At 65.0% G+C, this 21,450-nt stretch carries 26 protein-coding genes and 2 pseudogenes; 19 read left to right on the top strand and 9 right to left on the bottom strand.

Features of this window, described 5'->3' with window-relative positions; all coding sequences use genetic code 11:
- Window positions 1–112: 112 nt before the first annotated feature.
- The 8 genes from ACIU1A_RS15590 (at window position 113) to ACIU1A_RS15555 (ending at window position 7,706) form a co-directional block, all read left to right on the top strand.
- Window positions 113–730, top strand: a complete 618-nt coding sequence (locus tag ACIU1A_RS15590) for a C39 family peptidase (RefSeq protein ID WP_404927929.1) — start codon at window positions 113–115, stop codon at window positions 728–730.
- Between the two features lie 35 nt (window positions 731–765).
- The gene (locus tag ACIU1A_RS15585; RefSeq protein ID WP_404927669.1) at window positions 766–1,851 is read left to right on the top strand and encodes a D-alanine--D-alanine ligase family protein; all 1,086 of its coding nucleotides are present in this window, start codon (window positions 766–768) and stop codon (window positions 1,849–1,851) included.
- 73 nt (window positions 1,852–1,924) lie between these two features.
- Window positions 1,925–2,347: a VOC family protein gene (locus tag ACIU1A_RS15580; RefSeq protein ID WP_140500011.1), complete on the top strand. Its 423-nt coding sequence runs from the start codon at window positions 1,925–1,927 to the stop codon at window positions 2,345–2,347.
- A 207-nt stretch (window positions 2,348–2,554) separates the two neighbouring features.
- Window positions 2,555–2,914 (top strand): SPW repeat protein, encoded by a 360-nt coding sequence (locus tag ACIU1A_RS15575; protein WP_140500009.1) that lies wholly within the window; start codon window positions 2,555–2,557, stop codon window positions 2,912–2,914.
- 190 nt (window positions 2,915–3,104) lie between these two features.
- Window positions 3,105–4,478, top strand: coding sequence for an NfeD family protein (locus ACIU1A_RS15570; protein WP_404927668.1), 1,374 nt, complete (start codon window positions 3,105–3,107; stop codon window positions 4,476–4,478).
- Window positions 4,475–5,239, top strand: coding sequence for a slipin family protein (locus ACIU1A_RS15565; RefSeq protein WP_140515988.1), 765 nt, complete (start codon window positions 4,475–4,477; stop codon window positions 5,237–5,239). The genes ACIU1A_RS15570 and ACIU1A_RS15565 overlap by 4 nt, the downstream gene beginning before the upstream one ends.
- A gap of 326 nt (window positions 5,240–5,565) precedes the next feature.
- On the top strand, window positions 5,566–6,558 hold the full coding sequence (locus ACIU1A_RS15560; protein ID WP_140500004.1) for a sterol desaturase family protein: 993 nt from the start codon (window positions 5,566–5,568) through the stop codon (window positions 6,556–6,558).
- Window positions 6,555–7,706: a GNAT family N-acetyltransferase gene (locus ACIU1A_RS15555; protein ID WP_404927667.1), complete on the top strand. Its 1,152-nt coding sequence runs from the start codon at window positions 6,555–6,557 to the stop codon at window positions 7,704–7,706. Before ACIU1A_RS15560 ends, ACIU1A_RS15555 begins: the two co-directional genes overlap by 4 nt.
- Before the next feature lie 26 nt (window positions 7,707–7,732).
- Here the strand turns inward: ACIU1A_RS15555 and ACIU1A_RS15550 are convergent, their stop codons facing one another.
- Together ACIU1A_RS15550 and ACIU1A_RS15545 are read right to left on the bottom strand one after the other, a co-directional pair.
- Window positions 7,733–8,740 carry an aldo/keto reductase gene (locus ACIU1A_RS15550; protein WP_404927666.1) on the bottom strand — a complete coding sequence of 336 codons (1,008 nt, stop codon included), beginning with the start codon at window positions 8,738–8,740 and terminating at the stop codon, window positions 7,733–7,735.
- Window positions 8,741–8,899: 159 nt separating this feature from the next.
- Window positions 8,900–9,175, bottom strand: a complete 276-nt coding sequence (locus ACIU1A_RS15545; protein ID WP_404927665.1) for a hypothetical protein — start codon at window positions 9,173–9,175, stop codon at window positions 8,900–8,902.
- Between the two features lie 256 nt (window positions 9,176–9,431).
- Between ACIU1A_RS15545 and ACIU1A_RS15540 the strand changes: the two genes are divergently transcribed.
- Entirely contained in the window at window positions 9,432–9,677 is a 246-nt protein-coding gene (locus ACIU1A_RS15540; protein WP_140499998.1) for a hypothetical protein, read from the top strand.
- A 283-nt stretch (window positions 9,678–9,960) separates the two neighbouring features.
- A complete protein-coding gene (locus ACIU1A_RS15535; protein ID WP_404927664.1) occupies window positions 9,961–11,025 on the top strand; it encodes a sensor histidine kinase in 1,065 nt (354 codons plus the stop codon).
- Between the two features lie 389 nt (window positions 11,026–11,414).
- On the opposite strand, the gene ACIU1A_RS15530 is transcribed toward ACIU1A_RS15535, so the two are convergent.
- On the bottom strand, window positions 11,415–11,705 hold the full coding sequence (locus tag ACIU1A_RS15530; protein WP_140515977.1) for a hypothetical protein: 291 nt from the start codon (window positions 11,703–11,705) through the stop codon (window positions 11,415–11,417).
- Window positions 11,706–11,929: 224 nt separating this feature from the next.
- Here ACIU1A_RS15530 and ACIU1A_RS15525 point away from each other — a divergent pair, with 224 nt between their 5' ends.
- Window positions 11,930–12,082, top strand: coding sequence for a hypothetical protein (locus ACIU1A_RS15525; protein WP_404927663.1), 153 nt, complete (start codon window positions 11,930–11,932; stop codon window positions 12,080–12,082).
- Window positions 12,083–12,110: 28 nt separating this feature from the next.
- Here the strand turns inward: ACIU1A_RS15525 and ACIU1A_RS15520 are convergent, their stop codons facing one another.
- Window positions 12,111–12,425, bottom strand: coding sequence for a plasmid stabilization protein (locus ACIU1A_RS15520; protein WP_140552195.1), 315 nt, complete (start codon window positions 12,423–12,425; stop codon window positions 12,111–12,113).
- A 157-nt stretch (window positions 12,426–12,582) separates the two neighbouring features.
- Window positions 12,583–13,515, bottom strand: a complete 933-nt coding sequence (locus ACIU1A_RS15515; protein ID WP_404927662.1) for an alpha/beta fold hydrolase — start codon at window positions 13,513–13,515, stop codon at window positions 12,583–12,585.
- A 193-nt stretch (window positions 13,516–13,708) separates the two neighbouring features.
- On the opposite strand from ACIU1A_RS15515, the gene ACIU1A_RS15510 reads away from it, so the two are divergent.
- Window positions 13,709–14,686, top strand: a complete 978-nt coding sequence (locus tag ACIU1A_RS15510; protein WP_140499988.1) for an SDR family oxidoreductase — start codon at window positions 13,709–13,711, stop codon at window positions 14,684–14,686.
- Between the two features lie 74 nt (window positions 14,687–14,760).
- Window positions 14,761–15,057: a hypothetical protein gene (locus tag ACIU1A_RS15505; RefSeq protein ID WP_140499986.1), complete on the top strand. Its 297-nt coding sequence runs from the start codon at window positions 14,761–14,763 to the stop codon at window positions 15,055–15,057.
- Window positions 15,058–15,117: 60 nt separating this feature from the next.
- On the opposite strand, the gene ACIU1A_RS15500 is transcribed toward ACIU1A_RS15505, so the two are convergent.
- The 3 genes from ACIU1A_RS15500 to ACIU1A_RS15490 form a co-directional block, all read right to left on the bottom strand.
- Window positions 15,118–15,369 (bottom strand): DUF982 domain-containing protein, encoded by a 252-nt coding sequence (locus tag ACIU1A_RS15500; protein WP_140499984.1) that lies wholly within the window; start codon window positions 15,367–15,369, stop codon window positions 15,118–15,120.
- Between the two features lie 87 nt (window positions 15,370–15,456).
- Window positions 15,457–15,900, bottom strand: coding sequence for a GFA family protein (locus ACIU1A_RS15495; protein ID WP_404927661.1), 444 nt, complete (start codon window positions 15,898–15,900; stop codon window positions 15,457–15,459).
- An 81-nt stretch (window positions 15,901–15,981) separates the two neighbouring features.
- Window positions 15,982–16,161, bottom strand: coding sequence for a DUF3606 domain-containing protein (locus ACIU1A_RS15490; RefSeq protein ID WP_115144153.1), 180 nt, complete (start codon window positions 16,159–16,161; stop codon window positions 15,982–15,984).
- A 402-nt stretch (window positions 16,162–16,563) separates the two neighbouring features.
- Between ACIU1A_RS15490 and ACIU1A_RS15485 the strand changes: the two genes are divergently transcribed.
- The gene (locus tag ACIU1A_RS15485) at window positions 16,564–16,992 is read left to right on the top strand and encodes a DoxX family protein (RefSeq protein ID WP_140759789.1); all 429 of its coding nucleotides are present in this window, start codon (window positions 16,564–16,566) and stop codon (window positions 16,990–16,992) included.
- Here ACIU1A_RS15485 and ACIU1A_RS15480 read toward each other — a convergent pair whose 3' ends face one another.
- Entirely contained in the window at window positions 16,993–17,298 is a 306-nt protein-coding gene (locus tag ACIU1A_RS15480) for a hypothetical protein (RefSeq protein WP_140499979.1), read from the bottom strand.
- Window positions 17,299–17,551: 253 nt separating this feature from the next.
- Here ACIU1A_RS15480 and ACIU1A_RS15475 point away from each other — a divergent pair.
- The 5 genes and pseudogenes from ACIU1A_RS15475 (at window position 17,552) to ACIU1A_RS15455 (ending at window position 21,382) form a co-directional block, all read left to right on the top strand.
- Window positions 17,552–18,197: pseudogene (locus tag ACIU1A_RS15475) on the top strand (glutathione S-transferase family protein).
- 696 nt (window positions 18,198–18,893) lie between these two features.
- Window positions 18,894–19,274, top strand: coding sequence for a hypothetical protein (locus tag ACIU1A_RS15470; protein ID WP_140521518.1), 381 nt, complete (start codon window positions 18,894–18,896; stop codon window positions 19,272–19,274).
- Window positions 19,267–19,662: a hypothetical protein gene (locus ACIU1A_RS15465; protein ID WP_224671467.1), complete on the top strand. Its 396-nt coding sequence runs from the start codon at window positions 19,267–19,269 to the stop codon at window positions 19,660–19,662. Before ACIU1A_RS15470 ends, ACIU1A_RS15465 begins: the two co-directional genes overlap by 8 nt.
- Window positions 19,550–20,278: pseudogene (locus ACIU1A_RS15460) on the top strand (terminase large subunit domain-containing protein); the annotation flags it as partial. The gene ACIU1A_RS15465 and the pseudogene ACIU1A_RS15460, both read left to right, overlap by 113 nt.
- Window positions 20,279–20,626: 348 nt before the next feature.
- Complete coding sequence (locus tag ACIU1A_RS15455) at window positions 20,627–21,382, top strand: terminase large subunit domain-containing protein (RefSeq protein WP_404927660.1); 756 nt, start codon at window positions 20,627–20,629, stop codon at window positions 21,380–21,382.
- Window positions 21,383–21,450 lie beyond the last annotated feature (68 nt).

The following is a 21,450-nucleotide window of genomic DNA, read 5'->3' as shown; positions in this document are numbered from 1 at the left end:
CGCCCGGCGGGCAAAACCCGAGCGCGGACCATCGCCTGATCAGGTTTGAAGCACTGTTCTCCGCTCTCGTATCCCTGTATACGAAATTGAAATGATCTGTTTTGAGGAATTGATGAGCCCACCGCCTGGGACCGTGCCGTTTTTCAGCCAGTGGGAGACGCCCGATATGACTTCGGCCGTCCTTGCCGATGGCGCCGAGGTGGCGCTGCGGCGCGATCCGCTGTGGGAGAACTCGGGCGCGCGCACACTCGACGAATACGCGCTGTGGGCCGCCAATGTCTGCGGCATGGCGTGCCTCAAGATGATCCTGGCGGCGCGCGGCCAGATCGTGCCGACCATCGAACTGGCCAGGCGCTGCACCGGATATGGCGGTTATGTCGTCGCCGAGGAATCGATCAAGGGCCTGATCTACGCCCCCTTTGTCAGCTTCGTGAAGGCGGAATTCGGCCTGGAAGCGAAGGTGATGACCAGTGTCGCTACATCGGATATTCCGGCGATCCTCGGGCAGTCGCGCTTCTTCATCGCCTCGGTCAGCAGTTCGATCCGCTGGCCCGAGCGCGAGCCCCCATCCAAGGGCGGCCATCTGGTGCTGGTCATGTCGGCATCGGATGAGGGTCTTCGCTTTCACAATCCGTCCGGCCATACCGGCGCCACACAGGCGAACGCAGTGTTGGCCCTGGCCGATTTCGACCGCTTCTTTGCCAATCGCGGCATTGCCGTCAGCATTTGATCTCGAGGCATTTCAATGAAGGACAAGGCTTTTCAATGAAGAACAAGATTAGGGTCGCCGTCCTCTATGGCGGACGTTCGGCCGAGCATGACGTGTCGCGCCTTTCGGCCGCCAATGTGCTGAAGGCCATCGACCGGACGCGCTACGAGGTGGTCCCGATCGCCATTTCCAGGGATGGTCGATGGCTGCTGCAATCTTCATCCGAAGCCGGCGACGACGGAGCAGGGGCGCCGATGTCTGAGGACGGCGTGGAGGTCGCACTGTTGCCCGGTGGCAGAGGCAGGTTGGTGGCCGCACCAGGCGGCGGAGCACAGCCCGACCTGCCGCCGGTCGACGTCGTCTTTCCCGTGCTGCACGGTCCTTTCGGCGAGGACGGCTCGGTGCAGGGCTATGCCGAGGTCGCCGACGTCGCCTATGTCGGCTGCGGCATTCTCGCCTCGGCCGCCGCCATGGACAAGGATGTCGCCAAGCGGCTGCTGCGCGAGGCCGGGCTGCCGGTTGCCCGTTCCGTCACCGTGCATCGAAACGATGTCGGGCCGTTCCAGGAGATCGCCGGCGCGCTCGGCCTGCCTTTCTTCGCCAAGCCGGCGCGCCAGGGCTCGTCCTTCGGCGTCAGCAAGGTGAACGACCGGGACGGCTTCGGACGGGCCGTCGAGACGGCTTTCCGCTACGACGGCAAGGTCCTGATCGAAGAGTTCGTCGACGGCCGCGAGATCGAATGCTCGGTGCTGGAGCGGGCCGACGGAACGCTGACCGTATCGCTGCCCGGCGAGATCATCCCGGCCGGCAAGCACGGCTTCTACACCTATGAAGCCAAATATCTCGACGCCGACGGCGCCGTGGTGAACGTGCCCGCCGATGTCCCGGCCGCCGTCGCCGACAAGGCAAGGGAGATGGCCGCGCGGGCTTTCCAGGCGCTCGGCTGCGAGGCGATGGCCCGCGTCGACTTCTTCCTGCGCGCCGACGGCTCGCTGCTGGTCAACGAGGTCAACACGCTGCCAGGCTTCACCGACATCTCGATGTATGCCAAGGCGCTGGCGGCGATCGGCATCGGCTACAGCCAGGTCATCGACGTGCTGATCGAGCACGCACTGGCGCGGCATGCCGCGCGAAAGTCCTGACGTTCGGCGCGGCATTGACGGCGGATCACGCGAAGCTAGTTAGATTCGAGCCCTTGGCGAGAGGAGAGCTTGCATGGAAGAACTGCATCGCGGCCGGCTCATCGATCATATCCAACTGGTGGTCAGGGACATCGCCGCCAGCCGCCGCTTTTACGAAGCAGTATTTCGAGTGCTCGATATTCCGATCGGCGGCAGCGCCGCCGATTATTTCTGGGCCGACGAGCTTTTCATTTCAACCGCCGACAGCCGCGCGGCTCGGGGAGAGTTGACCGGTCGCCATCACCTGGCATTCCAGGCGAAAGACCGCGCCATGGTCGATGCGTTCTATAAGGCCGGGCTGGACGGCGGCGGCAGGGACAATGGCGGGCCGGGTGAACGCCGGTACCACCCCGGCTACTACGCCGCTTTCCTTCTCGACCCGGACGGCAACAACATCGAAGCGGTCCATCACGGGGCGGCCAACCGCAGTGCCGCCTCGGTGAAGATCACGTTCTAGAATGCGCCGACAAGAGGCGGGTGGTTTTGCTTTGATGTGGCCGGTCTCGTTGATCCCGATCGGGTGGAGGGAGCTCGATCCACGCGGAGGCGACCCGTCCGTGGGGCAGGCCTTGAAGGCCATGTGAGGCATAGTTACATCAACCATTAAGCGTGCGTTTGCACGCGAATACAACGCTTTGGCCAAGCTTCATCTATGGAGGTTGTCATGGCAAATACACTCATGGAAGGAAAGAAAGGCCAGGACTGGCTCAATCTGGTCCTTGCCGTCTGCCTGTTCATCTCACCCTGGATAATCGGCTTCGCTGCTGAAACCGCTCCCGCATGGAACGCCTGGATTGTCGGCGTCGTGCTGGGCGCGGTGGCCGTGGCGGCGCTTGCCGCCTTCGCCGAGTGGGAGGAATGGGTAGGTGTCGTTCTCGGGCTCTGGCTGATCGTGTCGCCCTGGCTGCTCAAATTCATGGCGAACACGAATGCGATGGCCACCCACGTCATTCTCGGCGTGCTGGTGGTTGCCGTATCGGGTTGGGCCGTCTGGGACGTCCGTCACCCGCACGCACATGCGTGACCGCTGACCAAGGACGGGGCCGGCGCGCGAGCGGGGCCCCTTCCGGCTTTGAACGTCTGCCCATTGCGTTTGCCGCCGGCTGCGAAGGGCAGGGTCGCCGGCTTGCAATCTGAGGCCAGGCCATGGATTTCGACGGACCCAACCCCATATCCTGCACAGCATATCCTGCGTAATCCAGGGAGTTTTGAGCGTGACCCTCGCGCGGATGGCGGTTCTGGCAGCGGCCTTCATGGCCGCCGCGGCCGCCAGTCACTCTTCCGTGACCGCGGAGGCTACGGAGAAGGTCGCGTTGCGCGTCGTGATCGACGGCGCCATCGGCCCGGCGAGCGCCAGGCAGCTCAACGAAGCGCTGGCGAACGCCGCCGAACGGCACGCCGAAGCGGTTGTCCTCGAGATCGATACACCGGGCGGGCTGGTCACCTCGATGCGCGAGATGATCGCCGATATCCTTGCCTCGCCGGTTCCCGTCATCGGCTATGTCGCGCCCGCCGGCGCGCACGCGGCAAGTGCCGGGACCTATATCCTTTATGCCACCCATGTCGCGGCGATGGCGCCCGGCACCAATCTGGGCGCCGCCACGCCGGTCGAGCTTGGCGGGCTGCCGTCCCTTCCCGGTGGCGACGAGAAGGACAAGGGCGACCAGAAGAATGCCACCGGGCCTCCGGCGGGCGACGCGATGATGACCAAGGTGACGAACGACGCGGTCGCCTTGATCCGTTCGCTCGCCGAACTGCGCGGCCGCAATGCCAACTGGGGCGAAAAGGCGGTGCGCGAAGCGGCCAGCCTTTCCGCCAATGCGGCACTTCAGGCACATGTAGTCGACCTCGTCGCCCGCGACACGGCCGAGCTGCTCCAGCTTGCCGACGGCCGCACGGTCGAGGTGGCCGGCAAGCAACAGGTGCTGGCGACCCAGGGCGTGGCGGTCGAGACGCTCGATCCCGGCTGGCTGATCCGGCTTCTCGCCGTCATCACCGATCCCAACATCGCCGTCGTCCTGATGCTTGCCGGCGTCTACGGCCTCGTCTTCGAGTTCACCAGCCCAGGCGCCGTGGCGCCCGGCGTGATCGGGACCATCTGCCTGCTGCTCGGGCTCTATGCCCTCAATTTGCTGCCGATCAGCTATACCGGCCTCGCCCTGATGCTGCTTGGCATCGCCTTCCTCGTCATCGAGGCCTTCAACCCGACCGTGGTGCTCGGGCTTGGAGGCGTGGCCGCCTTCCTGCTCGGCGCCGCCATGCTGCTCAAGGTCGAGGGCCCGGGCTTTGAGATGTCGTGGGCGCTCATCGGCACCGCCGCGGCGCTGACGCTTGGCCTGGCGCTGCTGGCCGGCAGCTATCTGTGGAGGGCGCGCAGGAGCCTGCCGCGTGTCGGCGCGCAGGCCATGCACGGGCTGCCGGCCAGGATCCTCGACTGGTCGGGCAGCGAGGGCCATGTGCTCGCGCAGGGCGAGCGCTGGCGGGCGAAAGCCGATGAACCGCTCGCCCCCGGCGACAGCGTCGAGGTGGCCGACGTCAGGGATCTCGTGCTGACGGTCCGGCGCAGGAACAATGGAGCAAGGCAATGATCATCGGTTACGTCGCCTATCTGGTGCTCGCCCTCATCGTGCTGATCTTCCTGTCCGCCGCCATTCGCATCCTGCGGGAATATGAGCGCGGCGTGGTCTTCACGCTCGGCCGCTTCACCGGGGTGAAGGGCCCCGGCCTCATCCTCCTCGTCCCCTTCGTCCAGCAGATGGTGCGGGTCGACCTGCGCGTGGTGGTCCAGGACGTGCCGCCGCAGGACGTGATCTCGCGCGACAATGTCTCGGTGAAGGTGAACGCGGTGCTGTATTTCCGCATCGTCGACGCCGAGCGGGCCGTCATCCAGGTCGAGGACTTCATGGCCGCGACAAACCAGCTCGCGCAGACCACGTTGCGCTCGGTTCTCGGCAAGCACGAACTCGACGAGATGCTGGCCGAGCGCGACAAGTTGAACAGCGACATCCAGGAGATCCTGGACCAGCGGACCGATGCATGGGGCATCAAGGTGTCCAATGTCGAGATCAAGCATGTCGACCTGAACGAGAACATGGTCCGCGCCATCGCCAAGCAGGCCGAGGCTGAAAGGCTGCGGCGCGCGAAGGTGATCAACGCCGATGGCGAGCAGCAGGCGGCGGCAAAGCTGGTCGAGGCCGGCAAGATGCTGGCGCAGGAGCCGCAGGCCATGCAACTGCGCTATTTCGAGGCGCTGCACGACATCGCCGGCGAGCGCTCGTCGACGGTGGTGTTTCCGCTGCCGATGGACCTGCTCGCGATCTTCAACAAGCAGCCGGGCGCCGGGAAATAAGCCTGGGAGGGGTTTGGCAGCCTGGCCGCGGGCCCGCGAGCTCGGGACCGGCACGATCGCCCGGCGATTCCCCGAAGTTGCGATCTCCACGCCAAGCGCTGCCGGTCCTTTGCTGTCAATTTTAGGAGTTTTATTCAGAATTCGGCAATATATAGCGGGCTTTTTAGCGGATTCATTGTTTTTAATTAGCTTAAGCTTTCGCTATGGATTCTCGACTAGGGTGACGGCGAAATGATCGAGAGCCCTGACGGCGTGGCGGCTTGCCCGGCCAGTCAGGTCAATCGCCTCCTGCAAGTCAAGCTTCGGTTGCATAAATGAGTGGGCCCATGTCGATTGCCGGCATCATCGAAAGGATCCTGGACAAGTTGTCCGGCTCCAGCCTGCTCGCGGCCGGCCTCTTGCTGCTGACCGCGCTGGGCAGCGCCCTGATCGCCTATTGGCGGACGGCGGAGCGCAAGAGCTTCAGGGAATTCTTCGATTTCGTCTTTCCCAACGAGATCGTCACGCATCCCTCGGCGCGGGCGGACCTGCTTTTCTGGATCACCCGCAAGGCGATTATGCCCTTCCTGATGCTGCCCGCGGGCGTGACCTTCGTCGTCGCCGTCGGTTACGCGACGAATCGGACGCTGGCGGCACTCCTGCAAATCGAGCCGCCGCTGCTGCCGGGACCGCCGGGGGCGGTGACGATCGTCATCTTCACGGTGACGATGCTGATCGCCTACGACATATCCTATTACCTCTACCATGTGGCCCAGCACCGCTTCCCGTTCCTGTGGGAGCTGCACAAGGTGCATCACTCGGCGGAGGTGATGGTCGGGATCACCAAGGACAGGGTCCATCCGCTCGACGAGCTCATGAACCGCGCCTGGGACGGCGTCATACCCGGCATCTGCTTCGGCATCTGGACCCTTTTGTCGCTTAACCTCGTCGAAGTGACGATCTTCGGCGTCAACGTCTACGTCATGCGCAATATCCTGATGATGGATTTCGTCAGGCACACCCATTTCAAGATATCGTTCGGGCCGCTCAACAACATCGTGCTGTGCCCCCATTGGCACCAGCTGCACCACAGCGTCGATCCAAGGCACTACGACAAGAATTTCGGCTTGCTGTTCTCGTTCTGGGACCGGCTATTCGGAACGTTGTGCGTGCCCAAGCCCGATGAGGATTTCAGGTTCGGATTGATGGAACGCGGCGCGCGCGACTATCAATCCCTGTCGGGGCTTTACGTGCTGCCGCTCAAGAAGATGTGGGGGCACATCGCCCGGCGGTTTCGCCGCCGCGCTTCGTCCGAACCGACACGGAGCCCGCAGCCATGAACGCTCACGCCGCGATCGAGGGCCCGAAGGCCGGCGCTTTGGAGATCGTCACCTCCGAGGAGCGCCTCGCGTCGGTCGGGCCGGCCTGGACGGAGCTGTGGCGCCGGGCGGAGGGGCTGATCTTTCAAAGCCACGCCTGGGTCACGGCGTGGTGGCAGACGGCCCCGGACCGGGAGCTGCGTGGTCTCAGGATCGGCCTCGTCTGGAACGGTGACCGGATCGACGCCGTCATCCCGCTGGCGACGGTGCGGCGCAAGGGCGTCAACGTCCTGGAATGGGCTGCCAAGGACCACAGCGACTATGGCGACGTGCTGGTCGCGCCGGACTGCGATCCGGCGGCGGTCGCGGCGCTATGGCAGGAAATTTCGGCCGCGGGCGGCTTCGATCTCGTCTATCTGAACCGCCTGCTGCCGGACGCCGCGATGCGCACGCTGCTTGCTCCCGCTTCGGCGCCCAAGATGGCGCTGCGCCCGAACCGCCGCAGCGAAACCAGCTTCCGGGTCGCCGGGCCATGGCGTACGGGCGCGGACTGGTTCGGGGAACAAACGAAGAAGATGCGCCAGAATTATCGCCGTGGCCGCAAATTCCTCGAGGAAGGCGGCGAAGTGCGGTTCCGCCTCATGTCGCCGGACGAGCCGATGCAGCCCGTCCTCGAGAGGCTCGCCGAGTTCAAGCGCAAATGGCTCGCCGCGCGCGGACACGAATCCAACCTGTTCGATGAGGGGTCGCCGGCCCTGGCCGCGCTGGTCGCCGTGCTGGCCAGGGAAGGACTCCTGCATGTCTTCGTGCTGGAATGCGCCGGGATGGTGGTGGCGGTCTCGATCAATTTCGTCCAGCGCAACACGATGATGGCCTTCGTCACGACCTACGATCCGGATGTCGAACGGGCGTCTCCCGGCATGGTGCTGATGATGGACTACATCCAGTGGTCGATCGACAGAGGGCTGACGATGGTCGACTTCCTGTGCGGCGGCGAGGACTTCAAGCGGCGCTTCGCGACCCAGTCGGTGACGCTGGATTCGGTGCTGGGAACAAGGACCTTGCGCGGAACACTCGCCGCGCTGGCGGACCGGACCCTGCACGCCGGCAGGGAACTTCACCAGCGGTTGCGGCCCGATCCTCGGCAAAAGCCGGCACCGCTGGAATAGGCCCGATTCACCGGCGACGTGCGAACCTATCGGTCGATCATCATCATGGTGCGGTCGCCGTAGCGCGGGCCGGAGACCTTCCCCGGGGCCAGCGCGTCGTCGAGCGCCGCCATCTCGGCGGCCTCCAGTTTCAGCGACGCAGCGGCGACATTTTCTTCCAGATATTTGATACGCTTGGTGCCGGGAATCGGCACGATGTCGACACCGAAGACGTTGCCCTTCTCCAGGAGCCAGGCCAGCGCGATCTGCCCTGGCTTGACGCCTTTGGCGGCGGCGATGTCGCGGACCTTTGCGGCGGCCTCGACATTGGCGTCATAGTTCGCACCCTGGTAGCGCGGGTCGCCGCGGCGGTAATCGCCTTCCGGATAGTCCTCGGCGCGCTTGGCGCCGCCGGTCAGGAAGCCGCGGCCGAGCGGTGAGAACGGCACCAGGCCGATGCCGGTTTGCCGCAGCAGGGGAATGATTTCCGGCTCGAGATTGCGCTCCCACAGCGAGTACTCGCTCTGCAGCGCCGAGACCGGAAACACGGCGTGCGCCCGCTGGATGTTCGCGGCTCCCGCCTCCGACAGGCCGAAGAAGCGGACCTTGCCCTGTTTGACCAGTTCACCGACCGTGCCGGCGACATCCTCGGCCGGCACGGCTGGATCGACACGGTGCTGGTAGAGAAGGTCGATATGGTCGGTGGCGAGCCGCTTCAACGACCCTTCAACCGCCGCCCTGATGGTTTGCGGCCTGCTGTCGCGTTCGGTGCCGACCTGCCGGCCATTTTCGATGCGAAAGCCGAATTTGGTGGCGATGGTCACCTGGTCGCGCTTGCCCTTCAAGGCGCGGCCGAGCAGCGCCTCATTGGCGTAAGGGCCATACACCTCGGCGGTGTCGAGGAAGGTGCAGCCGAGTTCGATGGCGCGGTGCAGCGTGGCGATGGATTCGGCTTCGTCGGCCGGGCCGTAGGACTGGCTCATGCCCATGCAGCCGAGGCCGATGACAGAAACCCGCAGCCCTTGGCTGCCGAGCTTGCGTGTGTCGAGCGTCATGGCGTGTTCTCCGGAGGGGAATTCAAACACCATATAGCGCGCGCGCTCAATTTCCACAGGTAGGCCGCGTCCAGCGGGCTCGCCCGGCCACCGGAGCCCTGATGCAGGTCGCCCGAAATGACTTAGCGCGTCGCCTCAAATCCGTTCAGACGAGGCGCTTCAGGGCAGGGGCCGTCCGCCGGGGCGGCCGTTGACATGAGCGTCCGGCAAGCGGTCGATCATGGTCAGGCCCTCGAATTCGATGGCGGCGCCAAGCAGTTGGGCGGCCGCCAGGACCAGGTGCTCGACGTCCTCGAGAGCAACGTTTTCGTCGAGGTTCCTGAGCCTGATCCGTTCGGCCACCGCGGTGATGTTGACGATGCCGTATGTCCTGAAAGCCGTGGTGACCGCGGATTGAACGTCATCGCGCAACCGCGTCGAGTAGTCATACCGCATGGAAACCTCCTAGACTGGTTTTGCCTTTGTAGCATGCGCCTCGTATCGGTGGCTGGCAAGAAAAATCTGAAAATAACCGATGCAAATCAAATAGTTAGTATGGTTGCGCAAAGGCGCGTCCGGCGCATTCTAGCCATCATGAGCAGGATGGATGAGTTGCCCATTCACCAATCTTGACGTGCTAGGATTGCTATCCTAATTATTAGTGGAATGAGACAGGTACTCATTCACGTATTCGGTTGTGCGAGGAAGTGCCGTGACTGAACTGGAACGTCCCGAACGCTTGCAGGTCATGCTGACCGCCGACGAACTGGCGGCACTGGAGAACTGGCGTTTCGACAAGCGCATGCCGAGCCGCTCGGCGGCGGTCAGGGAGCTTTTGCGGCGTGGCCTTGCCTCGGACGGGTTCCTGGCGGCGGAGCAGGGCGTCAAGTCCCAGGACTTCGGACTGCTGTCCACCCCAGGCGGCAACGGCAATGTGGGCGACGGCCACTCTGACTGAGGTGTGGTGACATTCAGGTATGCCGGCCGGCAAGCACTGCTTCCGCGCTTCCGGCGCCCATCGACCCGAATGTCCGCTCCGTCCCGGTTGCCGAAACCTTCTGGTTCGCCTTCGCGCCCACCTTCGATGCCGGTCGGCCTGATCTGTGGGAATGCCTTCGCCTCGATTATATTAGCCGGCGAGGCGATTTCGATGACGTTGAAGCAGGCAGGCCGCTTCAAGGTGATTGCCTTGTCCGGCGCACGCGTTATCTAGTGGCGATAGGCTGACACCTGGCGGGGCAATGGCGGACATACCAATCGGTGAAAAACAGGTTGCAACGGCCGATGCGCAGCTGGCAGCGATCGTCGATTCCTCCTTCGACGCCATCATCAGCAAGGACTTGAACAGCATCATCAAAAGCTGGAATCAGGCGGCCGAACGCATGTTCGGCTACAGCGCGCAGGAAGCGGTGGGCCAGTCGATCCTGATGCTCATCCCCGACCACCTCAAGAACGAGGAAACCGAGATCATCGCCAGGGTCCGCCGCGGCGAACGCCTGGCGAGCTACGAGACGACGCGAAAGCGCAAGGACGGCACCTTCATTGCCGTCTCGCTGACGGTGTCGCCGATCAGGAACGCCAGCGGCGACATCGTCGGCGCCTCGAAGATCGCCCGCGACATCAGCGCCAGCAGGGAGAACGAGCGCCGGATCAAGATGCTGATGCGGGAGGTCAACCACCGCGTCAAGAACCAGTTCGCGGTGATCCTGTCGATGGTCAGGGAAACCAGCAAGCGCTCGCAGGACCCGCGCGAGTTCGAGGAGATGATCCGCGCCCGCATCATGGCGCTGTCACGGTCGCACGATCTGCTGGTCACCTCGAACTGGGTGGGAGCCAGCCTGTTCGACCTGGTCCAGGAACATCTCAAACCGTTCGGCCGCGAGGAGCAGATACTGCTTTCGGGACCGCTGCTGACCTTGCAGTCGAATGCGGTGCAGAATCTCGGCATGGCTTTCCACGAGCTTGGCACCAATGCGTCCAAGTATGGAGCGCTCGCCAGCGATTCCGGCCGGGTCGAGGTGACCTGGAGCATGGGCGACGACGCTCTGGCCGAACGCGAATTCCAACTTGTCTGGGAAGAGCGGTCGCCCCCCTATAGCGGCGACGACGAGCGCGACGACACCACGCGCAAGGGGTTCGGCACCGTTGTCCTGCAAAGGGTGGCGCCGCAGTCGCTCGGCGGGTCTGCCGTGATCGAGCGCTCGCCCGGCTATTTCAGATGGACGCTGAACGCGCCGCTGGCGTCGATCATCGTGCCGCAGCACCCTATGGAAGACGCCGGCCAGACGACTGGCTTAGGCATCTGAAAGCTGCCGCCGTGCGGCGGGATGGGGCTGCCGATCCGCCATGGCCAAGGCGCGCCGCATTCGCGGATTCAGGCGACTACAGGATGTTGGGCGTCACCTCGATGATGATCGCAGCCCCTTCGAGCGAACCGTCCGGCACATGCACGACACGCGAAACGCGCAGGTCCTGCGCGTTTCGCGTCGACGGACAGCGAAACGCTCTCGCCGATCCGGGGCACGGCCTGGAACACGGCCTCGATGGATTGAGGCCGGTTGTCGATGGATACGCGGCAGTTGACGGTCATGGGCATCTCCTGTGGCGCCACCCCACGCGTCAACGCCGGCCCCTCGGAATGGTTTCAGGTAGCGGCAATCGCCGAAACAACGACCGCGGACGCCTGGCCGACCCGTCAATTCGGGAAATTGTTGACCGGTTCCTCGCAGCGGTAGACCGGACAGTGCCCGTCGCGGGCCGGGATATAGGCCGACATCGGCACTTCGGGCCAATCGCATTCATTGCCGAACTGCCTGACATAGCGGTCATAGGTGTTGGGGCCGGTGGTCAGCACGACGGCGCGGTGGCTCTGGATCACGGCGCGGATCTGCGCGCAGCTCATGGCGCGGCTGTCGGGCCGGGCTTCGGCCAGGCCGGTGGCGGCAAGCATGGCGGCCACGGTCGGCAACAGGATTCGAACGGACATTGCGCTCTCTCCAAGGCATGATCCGCAACGCCGGGCGATTACGGTTGCGGCATGCCGGGAAGATTCTGCACTTTGTCTGGCGGTTGCGCAACAGCCGGCGTCTTCTCTTGCGAGGGACGGCGCGGGCGCGCAACCAAATCGCGCCTCGCGCATTGCTGGGCATGCTCGGCAGGAAGCCTTACCAGACCCCGCGATGGCCGCCCGGGAACAGGGATCGCGAGGCCATGTGCTGTTCGTTCTGCGGCGGCCGCGACCACGGCTACGAGGACTGTCCGCAAAGACCGCCGTCCGACAATCCGGCCGAACCCAACTTCGATGATCCGCCGGGCGACGATCTGATCAAGGGCGGCCCGGGCGAGGGCAGGCAAGGCGCATAAGAATTTCGCGATCCGGTCGCGCCGTGCATCAATGGGCGTGCGCTTGGTTGCGCTTACGGGTCGCGGCTGCCTTCCTGGCCGATGCCGACCGGCTCGCGGCCGAACGCGAGGCGGAAGCCTTGCCGCCCTTTTCGCCGCCCTTATGCGCGGCGGGATGGCCGGTGTGCTTGCCGCGGCCGGAGCCGCCCTCCTTCTTGCCGCCGCCATCATCCTTGTTGACGGTGGCCCAGGCGCGGCGCTCGGCTTCCTTCTCGGACACGCCGCGATGCTCGTAGCCCTCGGCGATGTGGTCTGCCTTGCGCTCCTGCTTGTCGGTGTATTTCGATTTTTCTCCACGTGGCATGGTTCTGCTCCCGGGTTCATCCGATGCCCCTGCAACTGCGCAGCCAATGATGTGGTTCCAATTCCCCTGGTCGCGGCCGGCTGAGAAGCTTCCCGCTGAGCCGCTCCAGGCGTTGGTCCGACGCGATTCCCCAGGGAAAGCGCTAGGTGGGAAACCGCTAGGCACTTTTCCTGACATTGCCCTCTCGGGCGGTGGTTTCGGGGCCGGCGAAGAAAGCGCTCAATTCGGCGGCCGTTTGCGCGGGTGCTTCTTCGGGAAAGAAATGCCCGCCCTGGACCGCATGGCCGCGCAGATCGCCGGCCCAGCCGCGCCATAAGGCCAGCGGTCCGCCTTCGCCGGCATACCATTCGGCGAGCGCGCCTTGCCCGCTCCACAGCGCCAGCACCGCGCAGGCGATGCGTCGGCCGGCGGCGCGGTCGGCATGGTCGTGCTCGCGGTCGAGCCTCGCGGCCGCCCGGTACTCCTCGCAGATCGCATGGGCATGGGCGGGATCGCGCAGGGCCTCGACATAGGCCTGGCGCACGCCGGCGGAAAACGCCTTTGGCGACGAGCCCCAGCCGCCCAGGGCGTCATCGACGATCGCGTCGGCCGCGCCCGCCAGGAGCTTTTCCGGCAGCGGCTCCGGCTGCGCCAGCAACGACCACGGCCAATAGCCGAGCGCCAGCCTGGCGTCGGCCCGGTCCCAGGCGTCGGCGGTGGGCACGATGTCGAGCACGGCAAGCCTTTCGACGCGGTCGGGATGGTCGAGCGCGAGGCGGTAGGCGACACGTCCGCCGCGATCATGGCCGGCGACCATGAAGCTGGAAAAGCCGAGCTCGGCCATCAGCGCCACCATGTCGCGGGCCATGGCGCGCTTGGCGTAAGGGGCGTGATCGGCGCTCGACGCCGGGCATGAGCTGGCGCCGTAGCCGCGCAGGTCGGCGCATATGACGGTGAACCGGTCCGCCAGGCGTGGCGCCACGTCGCGCCACATCAGATGCGTCTGCGGAAAGCCGTGCAGCAAAAGAACGGCGGGCCCGTCGCCGGCGCGCCGGGCGAAGATGCGGGCATCCCCGCAGTCGACCTCGAGGGTCTGAAAACCTTCGAACATGATTGCCTCCGGCAGGCGAAACGGCGGCAGGACGCGAGCGGTTGCAATGCGCGCCTGCGAAAGCCGCCAACTTTTTCCGCCGACATGCGTTGTCCCTGCGAGCAGGGCTTTGGACCGAAGACATCGCGAACAGTTCCGCGCGTTGCGCGAGGAGGTTCGGGATGTCTCCGGTCCAAACACAGAGGAGATGACCATGCCGACCAGCACCCAGAGCGACAGTTCGAAAGCAACCAGCAAGCAGCGCAGCATCCAGCGCAAGGTCGACGCCAAGGACCGCGCCAAGGCCAAGCCCAAGGGCGACGGCGCCATGCAGGCCGGCGCGCGAAAATATCCCGCGCCGCCTTTTCCCGCCCAGCATCATCCCAAACCCGGCGAGGAATGGGCCATCGAGCCGGCGCCGCTCTATGACGCGCCGTTCTGGCGCGGTTCGGGAAAGCTGGAAGGCAAGGCGGCGTTGATCACCGGCGGCGATTCTGGGATCGGCCGTGCGGTGGCCGTGCTGTTCGCGCGCGAGGGCGCCGACATCGCCATCGTCTATCTCAGCGAGGACCGTGACGCGGAGGCGACCAAGCAAGCGGTCGAAGCGGAGGGCCGCCGCTGCCTCGCCTTGCGCGGCGATGTCGGCAATCGCGCCTTCTGCGCCAAGGCCGTGGCAAGGGTCGTGAAGGAACTGGGGCGGCTCGACGTGCTGGTCAACAACGCCGCCTTCCAGATCCATTCCACCGATTTCGCCGACCTGACCGAAGAGCATTTCGACACCACGCTGAAGACCAACCTCTACGGCTACTTCCATATGGCGCAAGAGGCGGTGGCGCACATGAAGCCGGGTTCGGCCATCATCAACACCGGTTCGGTCACCGGCATCGAGGGATCGAAGGACCTGGTCGACTACTCCATGACCAAGGGCGGCATCCATGCCTTCACCCGGGCGCTGTCGGGCAACCTCGTCGGCAAGGGCATCCGTGTCAACGCGGTGGCGCCGGGGCCGGTGTGGACGCCGCTCAATCCGTCGGAGAAGGAGGCGCAGGACGTATCGCAGTTCGGCGCCAAGACGCCGATGAAGCGACCCGCCCAGCCGGAGGAAATCGCGCCGGCCTATGTGTTCCTGGCCTCGCCGCAATGCTCCAGCTACATCACCGGCGAAATCCTGCCGATCGTCGGCGGTTATTGAGGCAAGCCATCGAAGGCACGCCATCGACTATTGGGCGGCCGGTGAGGGCGGCCCAACCCGGAAAGGAGGCCGAGATGAGACTTCTCGCCATCATGTCCGTCAGCCTGATGCTCGCCGCGCCCGCCGCGGCGCTGGCACAGGCCGAGCAGCAGAACCCCGACAAGCAGGCGCCCAGCGAAAAATGCCGGGCCAAGCCCGACGGCAACCAGCAGCCGACCGACAACACGCTGACCGAGACGCTGAACGATTGCGGCGGCGTGCTGAAGCCGCCGCCCACAGGCGACCAGGGCATGGCCGCGCCGGCGCCCAACGAAGGCAAGACGCCGGTGATCAAACCGGGTGAAGTGCCGCCGCAGCCGCCGAAACAGTAGCCGGCGGCTTGCCGCGATGCAGCTATCGGGTTCCGGACCGCCCCTTGAGGCGGCAGGCTTTCAGGATTTGCCGTTGCCGGGCAGAAATTCCGCCTCGCGCCCGGCATCGATCATGGCCCGCATCGCCTTCTCGGCCGGGGTCCAGCCATCGAGGGCATCGCGGCAGCTGCGCCATGCGGCGCGGTAGCGCCGGCCGTGCTTGCCGGGCCAGTCGCGCAGGCATTCCAGGCCTTCCCAGGCGCTGCGCACCACGCGCTCCCGGGCCGGTCCGACCTTCAGCCTGACCGGACGGGGAAAGAACTTGTCGTTCACGGCGATCTCCATTGAAACTGAGGCGCCCGATAACGCCGGCCGCCGTTCCGGGGTTCCGTCGCGGCCGCTAAACTTTTCGACTAATTTTCAGCCGCCGGGAGCTGCGTCCGACAGCGGCCTCGGCGGCGGCGGGCCGGGAGCCTGCGCGGCGGGCCGGTCGTGCTCGAACTGTCGCGTATCGGGCAAGGCATGCAGCCAGGATCTGCGCCGGCCGATCCACAATTCGTACTCCGGCATGAGATCGGTCGGCGCCACGTCCAGGCTGCCGATCATCACCTCGGCTTCGTCGTCGCTGAGCGAGGCGACACGGCTGCCGCAGGTTGGGCAGAAGCCGCGGCCGGCATAGGTGCCGAGAATGCCCGATGTCTCGAACGCCTGGCGCGGCCAGATGGCGAAGGCGGCAAAGGCGGAGCCGCTGGTCTTGCGACAATCCTTGCAATGGCAGAGACCCACCCGCAGGGGCGGACCGCTGACGGTGAACTGCACGCCGCCGCAAAGGCAGCTGCCGGTTCTGCGCGCGGTGTCGGGCATGGCCGTGGCCTCCAACCATTCGGTGCCGCAATGCGCCCGGGTCCTGCCCCGGGCAACGCTTCCAAAGCCGGTCGCGCCGAGCTATCCGCGCGCGGCCATGTGGTTGTCGAGCTTCTTCCTCGAGGGCCCGTAGCGCTTGATGATGGTCTGGGCCTCGCTCTGCGGGATGCCGTATTTGCGGGCGAAAGCGGCAACCTCATAGGTTTCCTCGCTCGAAACCAGCTTGCGATCCTGCTTGATCTTCGATTTGTCGTCCGCCATGCCGAGCCTCACTTTCCACCCCCGGCGCGCCGCCGTCGCGGCGCGACCCTGCGGTCATACATAACAGCATTTGACGCCGCTGGTTCCATAGCGGCTTTTGCGCGCTTTGGCGATCACGGACCGGAATATCGGGTCCGCTGCCTCAGGCCGGCTCCAGGCGCATGGCGGAGAGATACGTCAGGGCCGATGCGGCCCGCTTTATCAAGGATCAAGGAGCCGGCAAAGCTGACTCCGGTTTTTGCGACAGCGGCCCGATCATGTGGCGCCGATCGCGACATCCGGAAAAAACTTCGGCGGATATGTCGGATGCGCGGTGCGTGGCGCGTCCTAGGAGCAATTCCAGGAAAGTTCGGTTTCCATCCGGAATTGGGTAAGACAAGCAAACGAAACGGGAGAACAACCATGCCGTCGCCAACCGTCCAATCGCCGTGGCAGACCGCCGCCTTGCTCATCGCCCGCCTGATCTTCGCGGCCGTCTTCCTGATGGCGGTGACGTTCAAGTTCATGGGCATGGGCGCCACCGCCGGCTATATTGCCGCCGCCGGCTTTCCGTTTCCGCTGTTACTGGCCTGGTGCGCGGCGATACTGGAGGTGCTGCTGGTGATCGCTTTCCTCACCGGCGCCTTCTTCACGCCGGCCGCACTGGTCGCGGCGGTTTACGTGCTGTTCCTCGGCTTCGCCTTCCACGGACCGAGCCACTGGGCCGGCAACCAGGCGGAATTCGGCTTCTTCGTCGATCATTTTTCCTTCCTGGCCGGGCTGCTGTTCGCCGCCGTGCACGGGCCGGGCCGCGTGCTTTCGCTCAATCCGGGATGGCCGGGCAGGGCGTAGCTACATCTGGTCGTTGTAGGGTTCCTTCATCTGGCCGACCATGCGCGCCAGTTTCGAAAAGGACGGCATGTCAGCTTCGGGCTGGCACTGGTTGGCGAGCTCCAGCAGCCGGATCGGGAAATTGACGGCGTCGCGGCTCGACGCCGACATGCCCTCGGACCGCTCCTCGCTGGTTTCGCCGGCTTCGGCCTTGCGCAGGGCGATGTCGATCTCCTCTGATGTCAGCACGCCCTTCCTGACCAGGACGTGGTTGATCGATGCGACGGCCATCAGCAGGCCCTCGAGTTGCAGGTTGGCGACGTTCATGGCGGTTGCTCCCATCGGTGAGGCGCGTCACGCTGAACAGGGCCCGTGCGACGCACTTGCAGGTATCGGCCTACGCATGTCGCCCAAAACCGAGGTCACTTTGAGGCGGCGTGCATAGGCGTTCAGAACGCGCGGACATCCATTCGCGATCCGCGCTCGGCAAGGAAAATAGTTCAAGACCGATGTCGGGCTGCAGCGCAGGCTTGTTCGTCATCGCCAGGAAGCCCAGGAAACAGGCAAGGAAGCGGATGCAATGACAATCACCATTACGGCATTCAAACGGTCGCCCGACGGCGGCAAGGGACTGGCGCGCGACACGCGCGTTCGCTGGGCGCTCGAGGAAGTGGGCCAGCCCTATGAGGTTCGTCTTGTTTCCCATGCCGAGATGAAGGCGCCCGACCATCTGGCCATTCAGCCCTTCGGCCAGATCCCCACCTACGAGGACGGTTCGCTCTGCCTGTTCGAGACCGGCTCGATCGTCTTCCACCTTGCCGAGCGGTATCCGGGGCTGCTGCCGGAGGATCGCGATGCCCGCGCCCGCGCCATCACCTGGATGTTTGCCGCGCTCAACACCATCGAGCTGCCGATCCTCGAACTGACGACGGCAAAAATTCGAGGCCGACAAGCCCTGGAGCGAGGAGCGCCTGCCATTGGTGAAGGACCGCGTTCGCGCCCGGCTGGACAGGCTCTCGGCCCATCTGGGCGGCGCCGACTGGCTCGACGGCGCGTTCAGCGCGGGCGATCTGTTGATGGTATCTGTGCTGCTGCGGCTCAGAATGTCGGGCATTCTGGACGAATATCAAAACCTTGCTGCCTATGTGGCCCGCGGCGAAGCCCGGCCCGCCTATGGCAGGGCGTTCGCCGCGCAATTCGCGGTCAATGCTCCAGCACCCAACTGACAAAGCCGATAGGCCGGGGGAGGATCACGCTGGGACGGGCAAGATAGGATTTTTTTCTTAAAGACTGTTGACGGGGTGAAGGCAACTATGCTATGTTTTTATCTATGGTGCTGAGTTGCGCCGATGACCCGCCCCCGAGGCGGGTTTTTGATTCTGGCGCCGCCGAAACAAGAGTACCGGTCGTGCTGGGTATTGGCGCGATATTCGAGCGGATCTTCATTCAACGCGCTTAGCGACCTTCACAGCGAGATTGTGACGAAGCCCCGGTTCATTAGTTGGGCTGATCCTGTTCGCCCATGCCGTGAAGGCGTGCATTCGCTGCGCGGGGATGCCTAAAGCCGATAAGGAATTTTTTCCTAAAACCTGTTGACGGGGTGAAGGCAACTATGCTATGTTTTTATCTATGGTGCTGAGTTGCGCCGATGACCCGCCGCCGAGGCGGGTTTTGTGTTTCTGGTTTTGCTTTCCTCTTCGAACGATGGCGCTCTACGGCGCCCCCTCTGGCCTGCCGGCCATCTCCCCCACGGGTGGGGAGATCGGCTGTTGTCCCGGCTTTCGCCAATCGCCAACGTTGTAGAAAAAAGCGAGGCGCCGAAGCTGCGATCTTCCCCCTCGTGGGGGAGATGTCCGGCAGGACAGAGGGGGGCGCGAAGGAATGCGACGTTTCGAACCTGACGATTATCCGCGAGAAATCCCATGCCACGCTATGCCACCATCATCACCGGGGATGACGGCCTTGAGGTCGTCAGCGCCATTGGCGAATTCGAGGGTGCGGCACCGCAGACGCGGCTCGGCCGGATCGAGCAGGTCGCGCCCGGCGTGCTGATCGGCATGGTTCGGGACGCGGCCGGCGGCTTCGCTTTCCCGCAGGCGACAATTCATAGCGGCGCCATCGGCCTCGCCATGGCGGGCCTGAAGGATCTGCCGGGCGTCGCAAAACCTGCCCGGCGGCCGAAGGGCGCCAGGAACGTCAGGAGGAAATCCACCCGCTCGAAGAAGAAGCGGGTCCGGTCGGTCAAGTCCGTGCCGTCGAAGGCCAAGGCCGGCGATGCCGAGGCGGTGACGGGCCATGGCTGACGAAACCGCCGCAGTGCCGGCGCGCGGCAAAGGGCGCAAGCCGGCCGCCAGCCGGAGCGCAAGCCCGGAGGCCGCGCCGGAGACCCGCCGCAAACGCCCGAAGAAAACGCTGGGCGACGACTTTCTCGCCGCCGTGCGCGCCGATTTCCGCGCCCATGGCACCGGCGTCATCGCCGAAGTGCGGGCCGACAAGCCTGACCAGTATTTGAAGATCGTGCTTTCGGTGCTGCCCAAGGATTTCGATGTCGCCGTCAACCATCTGGATGCCCTGAGCGATGAAGAGATCCGCAGCCGCATCCGCGCGCTCGAAGCCGCGGTCAAACCGTTCCTCGAAGACATCGCCGGTGGCGGCGAGGACGGAATATCTGGCGCTGCTGGCGGAGCTTGACCGCAGGCGTCGTACCAACCAGCTTGCCGCCTACCGGCCCTATGCCAAGCAGGCGGCGTTTCACGCGGCAGGCGCCGCCAACCGCGAGCGGCTGTTCATGGCCGGCAACCAGCTCGGCAAGACCCGCGCTGGCGGCGCCGAATGGGCCATGCACCTGACGGGCCGCTATCCCGCGTGGTGGCAAGGCAAGATTTTCGATGCGCCGGTGCGGCTGTGGGCCGCCGGCGTTACCGGCGAGGGCACGCGCGACAATCCGCAGCGCGTGCTGGTCGGCCCGCCGCAGCAGCAGGCGCAATGGGGCACCGGCATGATCCCGGCCGATGCCATCGTCGACACCATGATGGGTCGTGGCGCGCCGGGCGCGCTCGACAGCGTCGTGGTGCGCCATGGCGGCGGCGGCGATGTTCAGGCCGGCGAGAGCGTGCTGTCGTTCAAGAGTTTCGAGAAAGGCCGCGAGAAATGGCAGGGCGAAACGCTGCACGGCGTCTGGTTCGACGAGGAACCGCCGCTCGACATCTATTCCGAGGGCCTCACCCGCACCAACGCCACCGGCGGCATCACCATCGTCACCTTCACGCCGCTGCTCGGCATGTCCGATGTGGTGCTGCTGTTTTTGTCGGCGGCGGAGGTGGAGGGGATGGGGAAGGGGTGATGGAGAAGAAACTGATTGGGGACGAGCGGCATCGCACTTGGCGCTTGCTCGCCTTTGTCGGCGCTGCCCCTCATCCGGCTGCCGCCACCTTCTCCCCGTAATGACGGGGAGAAGGGAGCTGGCCGCAATCTCGGCGCCGATTCTTGAACGTTCGCGATTGGCGAAACCGTCGACAACAGCACACTCTCCCCGTCACTATACGGGGAGAGGATGCCGGCAGGCAGGTGAGGGGCGGCGCGACGTTTGGTCCGAAAAACGTAGCCTTCACAAGGCGCTACATCGATTATCTCGAAAGTGATTCAGGATCCCCCCATGTCCCGTCACGTCACCTTCATGACCATCGACGACGCCGAGCATTATTCGGCCGACGAGCGCGCGGCGATCGTTGCCGCCTATCCCGCGCATGAGCGCGAGGCGCGCGCTCGCGGCATTCCCGTGCTGGGGTCCGGCCGCATCTTTCCGGTGGCGGAGGAGCTGATTGCCTGCGCGCCGTTCCGGCTGCCGCGCTACTGGCCGCGCATCGGGGCGCTCGACTTCGGCTGGGATCACCCTTCTGCCGCCGTCGAACTCGCCTGGGATACGGAGGCCGACGTGGTCTATGTCGCCAAGGCGGCGCGGGCCTCGCAGCAGACGCCAGCCATGCAGGCGCTGACCCTGAAACCCTGGGGCGAATGGCTGCCCTGGGCGTGGCCGCGCGACGGCCGCCGCGAAACGCTGGAAGGGGCGGGCACCGCGCTCGCCAAGCAATATGCCGCGCACGGGCTGAACATGCTGTCGCGCCACGCGCAATTTGCGGACGGTTCTGTCTCGGTCGAGGCCGGGCTGATGGAGATGCTCGACCGTATGCAATCCGGCCGCTTCAAGGTGTTTTCGACGCTTGTCCCCTGGTTCGAGGAGTTCCGGCTCTACCATCGCAAGGACGGCCAGGTGGTGAAACTGCGCGACGACCTGATGGCGGCGACGCGTTATGGCGTGATGATGCTCAGGGAAGCGGTGGTGGATCCGGCGGAGTTCAAGGCGGCGCGGCGGAAGGTGGGGCAGAGCGACCCGCTGGGAGCGTTTCGGTAGGGCGAAGTGCCCTCACTTCGTCATCATCGAGCAAGGATCCCATACCGTGACTTCGGAGCGTCGCGGCG

Source organism: Mesorhizobium maamorense, assembly GCF_044998965.1.
Taxonomy (GTDB): Bacteria; Pseudomonadota; Alphaproteobacteria; order Rhizobiales; family Rhizobiaceae; genus Mesorhizobium.
Note: the sequence above shows the minus strand (reverse complement) of the source record. Positions and strands in the feature narration are given on the sequence as shown.

Bases quoted from the DNA above. Each gene is read 5' to 3' on its own strand.
- ACIU1A_RS15530 (WP_140515977.1), bottom strand. From the start codon at position 11,705: ATGTCCGTTCGAATCCTGTTGCCGACCGTGGCCGCCATGCTTGCCGCC.
- ACIU1A_RS15495 (WP_404927661.1), bottom strand. From the start codon at position 15,900: ATGCCCGACACCGCGCGCAGAACCGGCAGCTGCCTTTGCGGCGGCGTG.
- ACIU1A_RS15585 (WP_404927669.1), top strand. From the start codon at position 766: ATGAAGAACAAGATTAGGGTCGCCGTCCTCTATGGCGGACGTTCGGCC.
- ACIU1A_RS15545 (WP_404927665.1), bottom strand. From the start codon at position 9,175: ATGCGGTATGACTACTCGACGCGGTTGCGCGATGACGTTCAATCCGCG.
- ACIU1A_RS15575 (WP_140500009.1), top strand. From the start codon at position 2,555: ATGGCAAATACACTCATGGAAGGAAAGAAAGGCCAGGACTGGCTCAAT.
- ACIU1A_RS15565 (WP_140515988.1), top strand. From the start codon at position 4,475: ATGATCATCGGTTACGTCGCCTATCTGGTGCTCGCCCTCATCGTGCTG.
- ACIU1A_RS15580 (WP_140500011.1), top strand. From the start codon at position 1,925: ATGGAAGAACTGCATCGCGGCCGGCTCATCGATCATATCCAACTGGTG.
- ACIU1A_RS15510 (WP_140499988.1), top strand. From the start codon at position 13,709: ATGCCGACCAGCACCCAGAGCGACAGTTCGAAAGCAACCAGCAAGCAG.
- ACIU1A_RS15485 (WP_140759789.1), top strand. From the start codon at position 16,564: ATGCCGTCGCCAACCGTCCAATCGCCGTGGCAGACCGCCGCCTTGCTC.
- ACIU1A_RS15455 (WP_404927660.1), top strand. From the start codon at position 20,627: ATGTCCCGTCACGTCACCTTCATGACCATCGACGACGCCGAGCATTAT.
- ACIU1A_RS15480 (WP_140499979.1), bottom strand. From the start codon at position 17,298: ATGAACGTCGCCAACCTGCAACTCGAGGGCCTGCTGATGGCCGTCGCA.
- ACIU1A_RS15525 (WP_404927663.1), top strand. From the start codon at position 11,930: ATGTGCTGTTCGTTCTGCGGCGGCCGCGACCACGGCTACGAGGACTGT.
- ACIU1A_RS15490 (WP_115144153.1), bottom strand. From the start codon at position 16,161: ATGGCGGACGACAAATCGAAGATCAAGCAGGATCGCAAGCTGGTTTCG.
- ACIU1A_RS15515 (WP_404927662.1), bottom strand. From the start codon at position 13,515: ATGTTCGAAGGTTTTCAGACCCTCGAGGTCGACTGCGGGGATGCCCGC.
- ACIU1A_RS15555 (WP_404927667.1), top strand. From the start codon at position 6,555: ATGAACGCTCACGCCGCGATCGAGGGCCCGAAGGCCGGCGCTTTGGAG.
- ACIU1A_RS15560 (WP_140500004.1), top strand. From the start codon at position 5,566: ATGTCGATTGCCGGCATCATCGAAAGGATCCTGGACAAGTTGTCCGGC.
- ACIU1A_RS15535 (WP_404927664.1), top strand. From the start codon at position 9,961: ATGGCGGACATACCAATCGGTGAAAAACAGGTTGCAACGGCCGATGCG.
- ACIU1A_RS15505 (WP_140499986.1), top strand. From the start codon at position 14,761: ATGAGACTTCTCGCCATCATGTCCGTCAGCCTGATGCTCGCCGCGCCC.
- ACIU1A_RS15470 (WP_140521518.1), top strand. From the start codon at position 18,894: ATGCCACGCTATGCCACCATCATCACCGGGGATGACGGCCTTGAGGTC.
- ACIU1A_RS15465 (WP_224671467.1), top strand. From the start codon at position 19,267: ATGGCTGACGAAACCGCCGCAGTGCCGGCGCGCGGCAAAGGGCGCAAG.
- ACIU1A_RS15520 (WP_140552195.1), bottom strand. From the start codon at position 12,425: ATGCCACGTGGAGAAAAATCGAAATACACCGACAAGCAGGAGCGCAAG.
- ACIU1A_RS15550 (WP_404927666.1), bottom strand. From the start codon at position 8,740: ATGACGCTCGACACACGCAAGCTCGGCAGCCAAGGGCTGCGGGTTTCT.
- ACIU1A_RS15590 (WP_404927929.1), top strand. From the start codon at position 113: ATGAGCCCACCGCCTGGGACCGTGCCGTTTTTCAGCCAGTGGGAGACG.